At 68.6% G+C, this 13,278-nt stretch carries 16 protein-coding genes; 14 read left to right on the top strand and 2 right to left on the bottom strand.

Annotated features, from left to right (window positions below):
* Nucleotides 1-65: 65 nt before the first annotated feature.
* On the top strand, nucleotides 66-1,025 hold the full coding sequence (locus tag ACZ7CF_RS09805; RefSeq protein WP_360386239.1) for an HpcH/HpaI aldolase/citrate lyase family protein: 960 nt from the start codon (nucleotides 66-68) through the stop codon (nucleotides 1,023-1,025).
* Nucleotides 1,026-1,172: 147 nt separating this feature from the next.
* On the top strand, nucleotides 1,173-1,349 hold the full coding sequence (locus ACZ7CF_RS09800; RefSeq protein ID WP_360386241.1) for a hypothetical protein: 177 nt from the start codon (nucleotides 1,173-1,175) through the stop codon (nucleotides 1,347-1,349).
* A gap of 8 nt (nucleotides 1,350-1,357) precedes the next feature.
* Here the strand turns inward: ACZ7CF_RS09800 and ACZ7CF_RS09795 are convergent, their stop codons facing one another.
* Nucleotides 1,358-1,741 carry a DUF4190 domain-containing protein gene (locus tag ACZ7CF_RS09795; RefSeq protein WP_458429294.1) on the bottom strand — a complete coding sequence of 128 codons (384 nt, stop codon included), beginning with the start codon at nucleotides 1,739-1,741 and terminating at the stop codon, nucleotides 1,358-1,360.
* A gap of 201 nt (nucleotides 1,742-1,942) precedes the next feature.
* Here ACZ7CF_RS09795 and ACZ7CF_RS09790 point away from each other — a divergent pair, with 201 nt between their 5' ends.
* A complete protein-coding gene (locus ACZ7CF_RS09790; protein ID WP_360386246.1) occupies nucleotides 1,943-3,139 on the top strand; it encodes an acyl-CoA dehydrogenase family protein in 1,197 nt (398 codons plus the stop codon).
* 19 nt (nucleotides 3,140-3,158) lie between these two features.
* Here ACZ7CF_RS09790 and ACZ7CF_RS09785 read toward each other — a convergent pair whose 3' ends face one another.
* A complete protein-coding gene (locus ACZ7CF_RS09785) occupies nucleotides 3,159-3,401 on the bottom strand; it encodes a hypothetical protein (protein ID WP_360386248.1) in 243 nt (80 codons plus the stop codon).
* 26 nt (nucleotides 3,402-3,427) lie between these two features.
* On the opposite strand from ACZ7CF_RS09785, the gene ACZ7CF_RS09780 reads away from it, so the two are divergent.
* From ACZ7CF_RS09780 to ACZ7CF_RS09730, 11 genes are all read left to right on the top strand, one after another.
* Nucleotides 3,428-4,057: a hypothetical protein gene (locus ACZ7CF_RS09780; RefSeq protein WP_360386250.1), complete on the top strand. Its 630-nt coding sequence runs from the start codon at nucleotides 3,428-3,430 to the stop codon at nucleotides 4,055-4,057.
* Nucleotides 4,058-4,305: 248 nt separating this feature from the next.
* Nucleotides 4,306-4,773, top strand: coding sequence for a hypothetical protein (locus ACZ7CF_RS09775; protein ID WP_470369387.1), 468 nt, complete (start codon nucleotides 4,306-4,308; stop codon nucleotides 4,771-4,773).
* Nucleotides 4,770-5,060, top strand: coding sequence for a barstar family protein (locus ACZ7CF_RS09770; protein ID WP_470369386.1), 291 nt, complete (start codon nucleotides 4,770-4,772; stop codon nucleotides 5,058-5,060). The genes ACZ7CF_RS09775 and ACZ7CF_RS09770 overlap by 4 nt, the downstream gene beginning before the upstream one ends.
* A gap of 120 nt (nucleotides 5,061-5,180) precedes the next feature.
* Nucleotides 5,181-5,699 carry a YflT domain-containing protein gene (locus ACZ7CF_RS09765; protein WP_360386258.1) on the top strand — a complete coding sequence of 173 codons (519 nt, stop codon included), beginning with the start codon at nucleotides 5,181-5,183 and terminating at the stop codon, nucleotides 5,697-5,699.
* A gap of 175 nt (nucleotides 5,700-5,874) precedes the next feature.
* On the top strand, nucleotides 5,875-7,128 hold the full coding sequence (locus ACZ7CF_RS09760) for an ABC transporter substrate-binding protein (RefSeq protein WP_360386260.1): 1,254 nt from the start codon (nucleotides 5,875-5,877) through the stop codon (nucleotides 7,126-7,128).
* Nucleotides 7,125-8,078, top strand: a complete 954-nt coding sequence (locus ACZ7CF_RS09755; RefSeq protein WP_360386262.1) for a carbohydrate ABC transporter permease — start codon at nucleotides 7,125-7,127, stop codon at nucleotides 8,076-8,078. Before ACZ7CF_RS09760 ends, ACZ7CF_RS09755 begins: the two co-directional genes overlap by 4 nt.
* Nucleotides 8,078-8,923: a carbohydrate ABC transporter permease gene (locus ACZ7CF_RS09750; protein ID WP_360386265.1), complete on the top strand. Its 846-nt coding sequence runs from the start codon at nucleotides 8,078-8,080 to the stop codon at nucleotides 8,921-8,923. The genes ACZ7CF_RS09755 and ACZ7CF_RS09750 overlap by 1 nt, the downstream gene beginning before the upstream one ends.
* 8 nt (nucleotides 8,924-8,931) lie before the next feature.
* Complete coding sequence (locus ACZ7CF_RS09745; protein WP_360386268.1) at nucleotides 8,932-10,116, top strand: ABC transporter ATP-binding protein; 1,185 nt, start codon at nucleotides 8,932-8,934, stop codon at nucleotides 10,114-10,116.
* Between the two features lie 308 nt (nucleotides 10,117-10,424).
* A complete protein-coding gene (locus ACZ7CF_RS09740; protein ID WP_360386271.1) occupies nucleotides 10,425-11,312 on the top strand; it encodes an SDR family NAD(P)-dependent oxidoreductase in 888 nt (295 codons plus the stop codon).
* 139 nt (nucleotides 11,313-11,451) lie between these two features.
* A complete protein-coding gene (locus tag ACZ7CF_RS09735) occupies nucleotides 11,452-12,444 on the top strand; it encodes a hypothetical protein (protein ID WP_360386274.1) in 993 nt (330 codons plus the stop codon).
* A 166-nt stretch (nucleotides 12,445-12,610) separates the two neighbouring features.
* Nucleotides 12,611-12,883: a hypothetical protein gene (locus ACZ7CF_RS09730; protein ID WP_458429290.1), complete on the top strand. Its 273-nt coding sequence runs from the start codon at nucleotides 12,611-12,613 to the stop codon at nucleotides 12,881-12,883.
* Nucleotides 12,884-13,278 lie beyond the last annotated feature (395 nt).

Raw genomic sequence — 13,278 nt, 5'->3', positions numbered from 1 at the left:
CGCCCCGCAGCGATGCGTGCCACTGTGGCCCACATAGTTACCGGCCGGTACGAGGAGGTACTCCAGTGGTCGACCAGCAGCGTCCCCGTCGCTCGTGTCTGGCGGTCCCCGGCTCGAGCCAGAAGATGATCGACAAGGCCCGCACGCTGCCGGCGGACCAGGTGTTCCTGGACCTGGAGGACGCCTGCGCGCCCCTGGCCAAGCCGGACGCCCGCAAGACCATCGTCGCGTCCCTCAACGAGGGCGGCTGGGACGGCAAGGCCCGCGTCGTGCGCGTCAACGACTGGACGACGGAGTGGACCTACCGCGACGTCACCGAGGTCGTCGAGGGCGCGGGCGCGAACCTCGACTGCATCATGCTGCCGAAGGTCCAGACGCCGGAGCAGGTCGTGGCACTCGACCTCCTGCTCACCCAGATCGAGAAGACCATGGGCCACGAGGTCGGCAAGATCGGCATCGAGGCGCAGATCGAGAACGCCCTGGGCCTCAACAACGTCAACGCGATCGCCACCGCGTCCCCGCGCGTCGAGACGATCATCTTCGGCCCCGCGGACTTCATGGCGTCGATCAACATGAAGTCGCTGGTCGTCGGCGAGCAGCCGCCCGGCTACGACGTGGGCGACGCCTACCACTACATCCTGATGCGGATCCTGATGGCCGCGCGCGCCCACGACAAGCAGGCCATCGACGGCCCGTACCTGCAGATCCGCGACGTCGAGGGCTACAAGCGCGTCGCCGGCCGGTCCGCGGCACTGGGCTTCGACGGCAAGTGGGTGCTGCACCCCGGCCAGATCGAGGCGGCCAACGAGGTCTTCAGCCCCAAGCAGGACGACTACGACCACGCCGAGAACATCCTCGACGCCTACGAGTACTACACGTCCGAGGCGGGCGGGAAGCGCGGCGCCGTGATGCTCGGCGACGAGATGATCGACGAGGCGTCGCGGAAGATGGCGCTCGTGATCTCCGGCAAGGGACGCGCCGCGGGCATGTCGCGTGCGAACGTGTGGACGCCCCCGGAGGACTGAGATCCGTCACGGGTTGTGCGCCATTTCACCCCTGATGTCACTGCACGTGGCCGACCGTCACGGGTTGCGTTCAAAACGGGTGAGGTGACGCACAATCCGTGACCGGGGTTTGCGATCTCGCCCCGGTGCGGGTGCATGCTCTGGGGCATGTCACGTTCGAGTAACGGCAAGGCGGGCAGGCGCCTGCGGCTCTTCAAGCGCCGCGAGGACGACCTGCTCGAGCGCAGCTTCCGCAGCTGCCCTGGATGCGATGCCGACGTCCACGTGTTCGCCGACGTGTGCCGCCACTGCGGTGGTGCGCTGGAGATCGCCCTCGCGGGCTGAGCTCACCGCTAGTACGTGCTGCCCTGCTTGGCCGCCGCGATGATCGCGATGATGACGATCGCGAAGTACAGCAGGTAACCGGCGATGACCAGGTACCCGACGATGAGGCCCGCCAGTGCCAGGCCGCGGCCGTCTTCCTCGCCCCGCTTGATCCGCCCCATCGCGATGTGGCCGAAGATGACGCCGATGATGGACGTCACGCCGCAGGTCGCGATGCCCACGCAGGACAGCACGAGCGCGAGGATCGCGTTCGTCTGCGGCTTCGGCACGGGCGGCGGGTAGCCGTAGCCGTACATCGGCTGCGCGCCGTACGGGCCGGGTTGCTGGCCGTAGGGCTGGCCGGGCTGCTGGCCGTACGGGTCCTGCTTCGGGTTGTACGGGTCGTAGGTCATCGCTGGTCCCCCTAGGTGTGGTGAGGCGGGATCTTAAGTCCGCACTGTTCATTCGCCGCGCATGGGTGCGCGATCACACCTGTTGGGGAAGCTGTTTCGGTACAGCCGCCATGGCTGTGTTGCGGAGAGCACACCTCGGTCGCGAACGAGCGTTAACCGGTCCATACTCGCCGGTAACTCTTGCTTCGGAAGGGAAGTGCGATGGCGCGCCTCGCCCAGACCGCGGGTCTCACGGACATCCAGGAAGAAATCCTCGCGACCGTTCGCACGTTCGTGGACAAGGAGATCATCCCGCACGCGCAGGCGCTGGAGCACGGCGACACCTACCCCGCCGACATCGTCGAGGGCATGAAGGAGATGGGCCTGTTCGGCCTGACGATCCCGGAGGAGTTCGGCGGGCTCGGCGAGTCGCTGCTGACCTACGCGCTCGTCGTCGAGCAGATCGCGCGCGGCTGGATGAGCGTCTCCGGTGTCATCAACACCCACTTCATCGTGGCGCACATGCTCAAGCAGCACGGCACGCAGGAGCAGAAGGAGAAGTACCTGCCGCGGATGGCCGCGGGCGAGGTGCGCGGCTCATTCTCGATGTCGGAGCCCGAGCTGGGCTCGGACGTGGCCGCGATCCGCACGAAGGCCGTCAAGGGCGCGGACGGCTACACGATCAACGGCCAGAAGATGTGGCTGACCAACGGCGGCACGTCGAACCTGACCGCCGTGCTCGTGAAGACCGACGAGGGCGCGGACAAGCCGCACCAGAACCTCACGACGTTCCTGGTGGAGAAGCCGGAGGGCTACGGGGAGGTCCTGCCCGGCCTCACGATCCCCGGCAAGATCGACAAGATGGGCTACAAGGGCGTCGACACCACCGAGATGGTGTTCGACGGCTTCGAGATCTCCGCCGACCAGGTCCTCGGCGGCGCCACCGGCCAGGGCTTCCGGCACATGATGGACGGCGTCGAGGTGGGCCGCGTGAACGTGGCCGCCCGCGCGTGCGGCATCGCGCTCCGCGCCTTCGAGCTCGCGATCGAGTACTCGCAGCAGCGCAGGACGTTCGGCAAGGCCATCGCCGAGCACCAGGCCATCGCGTTCAAGCTCGCCGAGATGGCCACCAAGGTCGAGGCGGCGCACCTGATGATGGTCAACGCGGCGCGCCTGAAGGACTCCGGTCAGCGCAACGACGTCGAGGCCGGCATGGCCAAGCTCATCGCCTCGGAGTACTGCGCGGAGGTGACGCAGGAGGCGTTCCGCATCCACGGCGGCTACGGCTACTCCAAGGAGTACGAGATCGAGCGCCTGATGCGCGAGGCGCCGTTCCTGCTGATCGGCGAGGGCACCTCGGAGATCCAGAAGACGATCATCTCCCGGGGCCTGCTGCGGGAGTACCAGAGCCGGGGTTAGCCCGTTGGGGGTCGCTCTTTCACGGGAGTGGCCCCTGACGCTCCCCGTCCGGCCCGCACCGGGACTGCGCCAGGTCGCCGCGCTCGTTGGCGTGCAACGGGTTCTCGCCACCGCACCCCGTCGTGCCGTCGAACACCTCGGCGGTGGCCGGATCCTGTTGCAGCTCACCGAACACCTCGACGAGGTGCCGCCGGAGCTGACGACGTTCCTCCGCCCGTGCCGCACTGAAACCCGGTTGCCCGCAGGTCCACACTCGAACCACACGTTCGACGATGCTCTGGTGACCTCATGACGCACCCCCTGGCCGGCCCGACCCGCCGCCTCGCCCTGCCCGCCTCCGCCCAGCGCGCTCATCTGGAGTCGATCGGCACCGCTCCGTCCACCGACGAGCTCGCCCTGGAGTTCGACGACGTCCGCCGGCACCCGGTCCCGCCGGCCGCCGGCCCGTTCGTCGACCGCATCGACACCCTGCTGGAGACGATGAGCGGCCCCGGCCCGGTGTGGCACGTCACCTCACTGGCCACTGCCGCGCAGTGGGCCGAGCTCCGCCTGCTCGCCGCCGAGCTCCTGCGCCACCTCCCGGCCCACCCGCGCCCACTGGCCCCGTCCGAACGCGAACTGCTGGCTCTCCTGCTCACCGACTTCCCCGGCCTGCACGCCCAGCTCGACCACGTCCAGGTGCGCGCACCGTGGTACGACGGATCGGCCAGCCTCGACCTCGACACCTCCGGCCCCGCTGCTGACGTGCCCGACGGCGTGCTGCCGGTCAGCGCCGAGGTGCACTCGAACGGCGAGCACATCGGCGAACTGCTGCTGTGGGTCGCCAACGGCCGGTTGTCCGCCATCGAGTACGCCTGGGTCACCGACGAACCCCCGCACACCCTGCCTCCCGCGGCCGCGGTGACCACCCGGCGCTGACCGCTCGCTGCTCGGCTTCGACCGGCCGCGCACGCTGGCGATCACCCACGTCGTCGACGGCGACCTCGGCAAGGCCGCCGCGGTGATCGAGGAGGAGCGGGAGCGGGTGGGGGCGGGCAAGGACGCCTACGCGCGCGCCCACCGTGCGTTCGCACACCGGTTCGGGCTGGTCTTCGCCTAAGTTCGAGGGCGGCAAGTGGCCCACGGATCGTGTGGGCAGTCGTCGGATCATCACCGGAGAAGCTCCTATGTCTGTCGGACGGCTCGAAGAGCTGCTGGGCAATGCGATCGCCAAGGTCAGACGCGTCAACTACGTGCGTCCCGGCGGCCACCGCGAGGCCGAGGAGGGACCGATCGAGCTCACCCTGGAGAACGGTGCGGTCCTCCTCTTCGAGTCGGGCTCCGATGGTGAGTCGCTCCGCCTGTCCACCGGTGAATGGGCTGACCCGTTCGCTGGTCCGCTGTCCCCCGAGAACCAGGACTTCGTGGCCCGCTCGGGGAAGTGGACCGCCTTCGACGTGTCGTCCGAGGGGGACTACCGAGAACTCGTAGGACGTCGGGTCGAGGACATCTCGCTGGTGGTCGAGAACGGTAAGACGACCGGTGTGGAGCTCTCGGTCGGATCGGTGCTCGTGCGGGCGGTGGTCGTCGCTGACGAGCTCACGGTCGTCCTCGGCGAGGTAGCAGGGCGTCCTTCGAAGCAGGAGGAGTCGTGAAGGTGGTCGTCGACGGAAAGTCGATCACGGGGGAGCGGGCGTTTCACGATGCGCTTGCCGGCCCGCTCGACTTCGGGCCGTACTACGGCAACAACCTGTCCGCGCTCTGGGACCGCCTGAGCACCGACGTCGAACGTCCGGTGGAGCTGGTGTGGGTGGACTCCGAGGTCAGCAGGGAACTGCTCGGCGACGAGCTGTACGAGAAGATCGTCAAGATCCTCTCCGCCGTGGCGGAGAGAGACGCGCCACGTCCCGCCGAGCACAGGTTCGTCGTCCGGTTCGAGTAGCGCGCTGTGGGCGTTGCGGTCAGTGGAGCAATCCGGCAAAACACCCTTAGGCGTCTCAGCACGGCGCACCGGGCACTGGCAGGATGGAACGATCAGCGCGTCCGACAGAGGTGGTCCCCTGTGACGAGTCCGTTCGCCAACCCGAACCGACCCGGTGTCCCGCCACGCCTGCCCACGCCGCCGACGGGGTGGCCGGTCGGGTCGTACGCCACCTACGAGGAGGCGCAGCGGGCGGTCGACTTCCTGGCGCTCGAGGACTTCCCGGTGCAGGACGTGACGATCGTCGGCGTGGACCTGATGCTGGTCGAGCGGGTCACCGGGAAGCTCACCTGGGGGCGCGTCCTCATGACCGGTGCCGCCAGCGGTGCGTGGTTCGGTCTGTTCGTCGGCCTGCTGCTGACCCTCTTCAGCCCGGAACCGGGGGTGACGGTCGGGCCGGTGCTCACGGGTCTGATCACCGGTGTGTTCTTCGGGCTCGTGTTCGCCGCGGTCGGCTACGGGTCGGCGCGGGGCAAGCGGGACTTCCAGTCGGCGAGCCAGCTGGTGGCAGGGCGGTACGACGTGCTGTGCCACCCGAAATCGGCGGAGAAGGGCCGTGACCTGCTGGCCAGGCTGGCCATGCGCCCTTCAAACCCCTAGCTGTTGAGACATGAAGAACAGCTATTGGTTCTGAATCGTTGCCTCTCTTGGTTGCGGCTCCTGATCACCAGGCCTAGGTTCGGTGCACCGGTCCGCCGGGTGCGGCCGGTGGCACGACGAGGTGCCGGGCATTGCGGTCTGGCTCCTCCGTGCAGTCGGGAAGGAGGCAGGGCCGATGGGTGCGAACCGACGCCATCGACTCGCCGCCGGTGTGGGGGTCGCGTTGCTCGCGGCATCAACCGTCACGGCGTGCGGGTCGAGCGACGACGGCATCACCGTCAACGTCTACAAATACCCCCAGGAGAACTTCCAGGCGATCGTCGACAACTGCAATGCCAAGGCCGCGGGGCGCTACAAGATCGTCTACAACAAGCTGCCGCGGGAAGCGGACGGTCAGCGCGAGCAGATGGTGCGCAGACTCGCCGCCGAGGACGACAGCATGGACGTCCTCGGTCTTGACGTCACGTGGACGGCCGAGCTCGCGGAGGCGGGCTGGCTCAAGGAGTTCACCGGGTCCGTCAAGTCGCAGGTGGAGAGCGGCACGCTGAGGACGCCGCTGGAGACCGCCACCTACGAGGGCAAGCTCTACGCGGCCCCGGACAACACGAACGTCCAGCTCCTCTGGTACCGCTCGGACCTCGTGCCGAAGGCGCCGACGACGTGGGACGAGATGATCACGATGGCCGAGGACCTGGTCGCACAGGGCAAACCCGGCCGGATCGTGGGGCAGGGCAAGCAGTACGAGGGGCTCGTCGTGCTGTACAACACCCTGGTCAACTCCAACGGTGGCAAGATCATCGACGAGAGCGGCACCAAGGCCGTGGTCGACGACAAGGCCGTGGAAGCGTTGGCGGCGCTGAAGAAGCTCGCCACGTCCAAGGCGATCGACCCGTCGTTCTCCAACGCCGCGGAGGACAACGCGCGCCTGGCCATGGAGAACGGCAACGCCGCGTTCCAGCTCAACTGGCCGTACGTCTACGCGGCGGCGCAGAAGAAGCCGGACTTCGCGAAGAACTTCAAGTGGGCGCCGTACCCCGCGTTCGGCGGTGACAAGTCGAAGGTCACCGTCGGTGGCATCAACTTCGCCGTCAGCGCGTACACCAGGCACCCGGACGAGTCGTTCGACGCGGTGCTGTGCCTGCGCAGCGCGGAGAACCAGAAGCTCGCCGCGCTCAAGGACGGTGTGCCGCCGACCATCGAGGCCGTCTACGACGAGCCCGAGATGGCCGAGGCGTACCCGATGCGCGACACCATCAAGGAGACGCTGAAGAACGCGAGTGTGCGGCCGCGCACGCCCGCCTACCAGAACGCGTCGACCGTGATCGCCACGGTCCTGTCGCCGCCGGCGAGCATCGACCCCAAGGCGACCGGTGACCGGCTGCGCCAGGAACTCCAGGACGCACTCGACTCCAAGGGGGTGCTGCCGTGAGCCACGCGACTGCGGAGAAGACCGGGGCAGCGACAGCGGAGCCCGTCGCTCCCAAGAAGAAGGTGGCGCTCAGCGAGGGCAAGAAGGCCGAGCGCAGGCTCGGCTGGCTGCTCTGCGCGCCGGCCGCGCTCACCATGGTCGCGGTGACCGGCTGGCCGATCCTCTACTCGCTGCTGCTGTCGATGCAGAAGTTCGACCTGAAGTTCCCCGACCGCACCGAATGGGTGTGGTTCGACAACTACGTCGCCGTGCTCAGCAGCCCGTACTGGTGGAACGCGGTGTGGGTGACGGTCGTGCTGACCGTCGTCACGGTCGCGATCGAGCTGGTGCTGGGCATGTCGCTCGCCCTGATCATGCACCGCGCGCTGGTCGGCCGGGGCATCGTCCGCACGACGACGCTGATCCCGTACGGCATCGTGACGGTCGTGGCCGCGTTCTCCTGGCGCTTCGCCTGGACGCCCGGCACCGGCTACCTCGCGGAGGCCCTCGGCGGTGAGCCGGTGCTGACCGAGAAGATCCCCGCGCTCATGGTCGTGGGCCTCGCGGAGATCTGGAAGACCACGCCGTTCATGGCCCTGCTGCTGATGGCCGGTCTGGCACTGGTGCCGGACGACCTGCTCAAGGCCGCCGCGATGGACGGCGCGAGCGGGTGGCAGCGGTTCATCAAGATCACCGTGCCGATCATGAAGCCGGCGATCCTGGTGGCACTGCTGTTCCGCACGCTCGACGCGTTCCGCATCTTCGACAACCTCTTCGTGCTCACCGCGGGCTCGCAGGGCACGTCGTCGGTGTCGATGCTGACCTACAACAACCTGATCAAGGGCTTGAACCTCGGCATCGGATCGACCATGTCCGTGCTGATCTTCATCATGGTCGCGATCATCGCGTTCGTGTTCATCAAGCTCTTCGGCACCGCTGCCCCCGGCAGTGACGACGGGGGGAAGCGCTGATGGCTGGAATCGGAGGAGCGGAGACCACCGGCAAGAAGGTCGGCTGGGGCCTGCTCAACGCCGTCGTGGTGATCTACGCGCTGTTGCCGGTGCTGTGGATCGTGTCGTTGTCGTTCAAGTCGTCGGCGACGCTGGCGGACGGCAACTTCATCCCGCGCGAGTGGAGTCTGGAGAACTACCGCAACATCTTCTCGACGTCCGAGTTCACGCGGGCGCTGATCAACTCCATCGGCATCGCGCTCATCGCGACCGCGATCGCCGTGGTGTTCGGCACCATGGCTGCCTACGCCATCGCCCGGCTCGACTTCCCCGGGAAGAACCTGCTGGTCGGCGTCTCGCTGCTGATCGCGATGTTCCCGCAGGTCTCGCTCGTGTCGCCGTTGTTCGAGATCGAGCGCTCGCTCGGCCTCTTCGACACGTGGCCCGGCCTGATCCTGCCGTACATCACGTTCGCGCTGCCGCTCGCGATCTACACCCTGTCGGCGTTCTTCCGCGAGATCCCCTGGGAGCTCGAGAAGGCGGCCAAGATGGACGGTGCGACGCCGGGGCAGGCGTTCCGTCGCGTCATCGCGCCGCTGGCCGCGCCGGGCGTGTTCACGACGGCGATCCTGGTGTTCATCTTCTGCTGGAACGACTTCCTCTTCGCGATCTCGCTCACCTCGACCGAGCAGTCGCGGACCGTGCCGGTGGCGCTGTCGTTCTTCACCGGCAGCTCGCAGTTCGAGGACCCGGCCGGGTCGATCGCGGCGGCCGCCGTCGTGATCACCATCCCGATCATCCTCTTCGTGTTGTTCTTCCAGCGCCGGATCGTCGCCGGCCTGACCTCCGGCGCCGTCAAGGGGTGAGTTGACCAATGGCAGAGATCGTTCTGGACAAGGTGACGAAGAGGTACCCCGACGGCGCGCTGGCCGTCCAGGAGGTCAACCTCGAGATCGCCGACGGCGAGTTCATCATCCTGGTCGGACCGTCCGGCTGCGGGAAGTCCACCACGCTCAACATGATCGCGGGCCTGGAGGACATCACCGACGGCGAGCTGCGCATCGGCGGGCAGCGCGTCAACGAGAAGGCGCCCAAGGACCGCGACATCGCGATGGTGTTCCAGTCCTACGCGCTGTACCCGCACATGACGGTGAAGGAGAACATGGCCTTCCCGTTGCGGCTGGCCAAGGTCGACAACGCCACGGTCGAGAAGAAGGTCAAGGAGGCCGCGGAGATCCTCGACCTGTCGCAGCACCTCGACCGCAAGCCGTCCAACCTGTCCGGTGGCCAGCGGCAGCGCGTGGCCATGGGCCGCGCGATCGTGCGCAGCCCCAAGGCGTTCCTCATGGACGAGCCGCTGTCCAACCTGGACGCCAAGCTGCGCGTGCAGATGCGCACCTCGGTGTCGCGCCTGCAGAAGCAGCTCGGCACGACCACGGTGTACGTGACGCACGACCAGACCGAGGCCATGACCCTCGGCGACCGGGTCGTCGTCATGCGCGGCGGGATCGTGCAGCAGATCGGCGCGCCGCAGTTCCTCTACGACAACCCGGCCAACCTCTTCGTCGCGGGCTTCATCGGCTCGCCGTCGATGAACTTCGTGCCGGCGTCGCTGGAGAACGGCGGCCTGCGCTCGGCGCTCGGCGACGTGACGCTGACCGACCGGGTGCGGCAGCTGCTGGAGGGTGCCGACGCGCCCCGCGAGGTGATCATGGGCATCCGCCCGGAGCACTTCGAGGACGCGGCGCTGGTGGACGGCGCGGTGCTGTCCTCCGGTGGCAAGTTCACGTCCAACGTGGACGTGCTGGAGTCGATGGGCTCGGACAAGTACGCCTACTTCAACCTCAAGGGCGAGCAGGTCACCTCGGCCGACCTGCAGGACCTCGCGGCGGACATGGGCGCGGACGACGTGCCGGGTGACGGCATCTCGCTCGTCACGCGGCTGTCGTCGGCGTCGGGTGCCACCGCGGGCTCCCCCGCGGAGATCTGGTTCGACGCCGACAAGATCCAGCTCTTCGACCCGTCCAGCGGCAAGAACCTGACCTACACGGACCGGTGAACTGTCGAATTCAGGGCCGCCTCCCCCAGCGGGAGGCGGCCCTTTTCGATGCTTTCGGGGACCATTTGGGTGTTTTCCTCGCAATTTGTCACTCGAACAGGTGAGGGCAAAAGCCCGGGGTACCACCGGGCCGATCAGTCGGGGTCATCTGCCGGGGTGAACTCGCTGCGCCATTGGGCGCTCGGCAGTGTCACCTCAACGAAACGTGGTGAGCACCGCTTCGGTTGGTCCGCACGCTTGTCGAAGGCGGGTACAGGGCCACAGGGGGGTCAGGGGAACCACCGCCGAGAACCGAAAGAGAGCGTGCAATGGGGATCCTGGACGGAAAAGCCGTCGTCATCACAGGGGCGGGCCGAGGACTCGGCGAGGCCTACGCGATGCACGCGGCGCTGGCGGGCGCCTCGGTGGTGGTCAACGACAACGACGGTGACCTGGCCGAGAACGTGGCGGAGCACATCCGCGGCTACGGCGGCCGCGCGGTCGCCTCCAACCACACGGTGGCGGACCCGAGCGAGGCCGCGAAGATCGTGGACCTGTGCGTCGACGAGTTCGGCCGCATCGACGGCCTGGTCAACAACGCGGGCCTGAACTACGAGACGCTGCCGTGGGAGGACGACCCGGAGACCATCCGGGAGGTCGTCGAGGTGAACGTGCTCGGCGTCATCTACGTCGGAATCGCCGCCATGCGCGCAATGCGCGGGTCCGGCGGCGGCTCGATCATCAACATTTCCTCCGGCGCCTCCTTCGGCCAGCGCAAACTCGGCACCTATTCCGCGACCAAGGGCGCGGTCGCGTCGCTGAGCTACTCGTGGGCGCTCGACCTGGAGTCCGAGGGCATCCGCGTGAACGCCGTCTGCCCCGTCGCCCACACGCGAATGGTGTGGAAGTCCGAACGTTCCCTGCGCGCCATTCCGGCCGACCGCACACCGGGCAAGGTGGCGCCGCTGGTGCTGTTCCTGCTGTCGGACCGTTCCGAGGGCATCACCGGGCAGGTCGTGCGGTGCAACGGCAGGCAGCTGCACATCGTGGGGCAGCCGTACTTCAAGCAACCGATCCTGGAGAGCGACAACTGGGACACCGCCTCCGTGGAGCGGGCGTTCACGGGCGTGCTGCAGGCCCACCTCGAACCGTACGGGCTGGAGAAGAGGATGCCTCCCCGGCTCCGCGCGCTGGTGGAGCCGTCGCAGACCGCCTGAGCCCGCGGCGGCCGCGCGGACCTGCCGTCACGGTCCGCTTCCAGGGCATGTGATCACCGATTGAGGCGCTCGGGTGACGTTTCCGCACGTCACACGGATGGCTGCGGAAATTGTCAGTGGTGCCTGTCACCATCGGTCCATGGCCGATCGCAAACCCAGAGTCACCGACTGGCGACTCGTCGTGCAGTCCCGGTTGGACCGGGTCCGCGCGGATCTGGCTGCGCTCGGCCCGTCCGACCCGGTCGACCCGGAGGGCGACGTCTGGCGCCGCACCGCCGAGGAGCAGGCCGCCGTGGTGGAGGCGATGCTGACCGACCGCGAGCCGTGGTGGCGCATGGTGCCGTCGTGGTGGTCGGGCTGGTACATCGAGCGGGCCTGGCGCGCGCTGCACGAGGCCGAGGTGGCGACGATCTCGGCGGAGCGCGGTTTCCTCGGCCGGCTGCCGGGCCTGCAGGCGCGCGTGGCGCAGTACCTGGACGACGACGACCCCCGCCGCCGCGCCCTGGAGTCGTTGCGGCCGGGGGAGTTCACGCCCGCGGTGGAACGCGCGATCGTGGTCGACGCCCTGCGTGCGGCGTACGACAACTCGGACTTCGCCCACGCGGGCTCGCGGGCGTTGCGCAACAAGCTGATCGCGGCGTCACTGGTGCTGTTCGTCATCAACACCGTGCTCGGCGTCGTGAGCATCGTGAAGCCGGGCATCATCCCGCTGTGCGTGGACCCGAAGGAGAACGCGCTGCCGACGGTCTGCCCCGGCGGCACCGCCAAGGCGTCCGGAGTGGACGTCTGGCTCGTACAGGTGCTCGGCGCGTTCGGCGCGGTGCTGGCCGCCGTGGTCCTGCTCTTGCGCCGCCGGCCATCGCTCTCGCCGTACGTGATGATCGGCTACCAGGCGCTGATCAAGATCATGCTCGGCGCGGCACTGGCGGTGGTCGGCATCCTGGCCCTGGGAGCGGGCGTGACGAGCGGCCTGATCGGCATCCCCTCGGCCGCGGCACTGCTGCTGTGGGCGGTCATCTTCGGCTACGCGCAGCAGATCGGCACGCGGCTGCTGGACAAGTACACCGACGAGGTGCTGGACCAGGCCCGCCCCCTGCCGGACGCGGACAGCCCCCGTGTCGCACCGCGCTGACCGGCAGGACGGACGCGCCGACCGGTCGGCGGCTGCCCGGTGCGGGGCGGGTGGTCCTGTGTGCCCATGACAGCGGCGGGCCGTTCGTTCGCCGTGCCGCGCCGAGTGGTCGGCCGAACGGTCGCGCACCGACCAGCCGCGCTGGTTGCCGGTTACCGTCGCGGTCATGAACGCGTCAGAGCGGGTGGTCGCGCGGGTGCGAGCCGACTTCCGCCCCGAGGAAGCGGGCGAAGCCCTGCGGGAGCTGGCCGGCACCGAAACCGGCAACCAGGACGTCGAACGGGTGCACGCCGCCGTGGTGCTGGCGGCAGGAGGGAGTCTTGGGCAGCTGAGGAAGCTCGTGGAGCTGAGCCACGTCGACTGGCGGGACGTGCTGATGGCGGGCGGGCTTGCCGACGGCACCTGGCCGGAGGTGGTGGAGCGGGAGTTCGGCGGCTGACGGCGGGCGGCTGGCAGTGGGCGGGTGACGGTGGGCGGCTGACAGCGAGCGGCTGGCAGGGGCGGCTGGCAGAGGGCGGGTGACGGCGGGCGTCGGTCCGCGATCCGCCTCAGCCGCGACCCGCTGGTCGCGATCAGCGTCGGCCCGTGAGCCGTGGTCGGCGCACGGCCTGCCCGCGTCCCGCCTGCCCGCGTCCCGCCTGCTCGCGTCCCGCCGGTCCGCGACGGGCGCCGGTCTGCGGTTGGCGCCGGTCTGCGGTCGGCGTGGGCCGCGATCTGCCTCATCCGCGACCCGCTTGGCCGCGACCCGCTTGGCCGCGACCCGCTTGGCCGCGACCCGCTTGGCCGCGACCCGCTTGGCCGCGACCCGCTTGGCCGCGACCCGCTTGGCCGCGA

It is taken from the genome of Lentzea sp. NPDC036955, assembly GCF_055608005.1.
The sequence above is the reverse complement of the archived record's forward strand: the minus strand, read 5'-3'. Positions and strand labels throughout refer to the sequence as shown.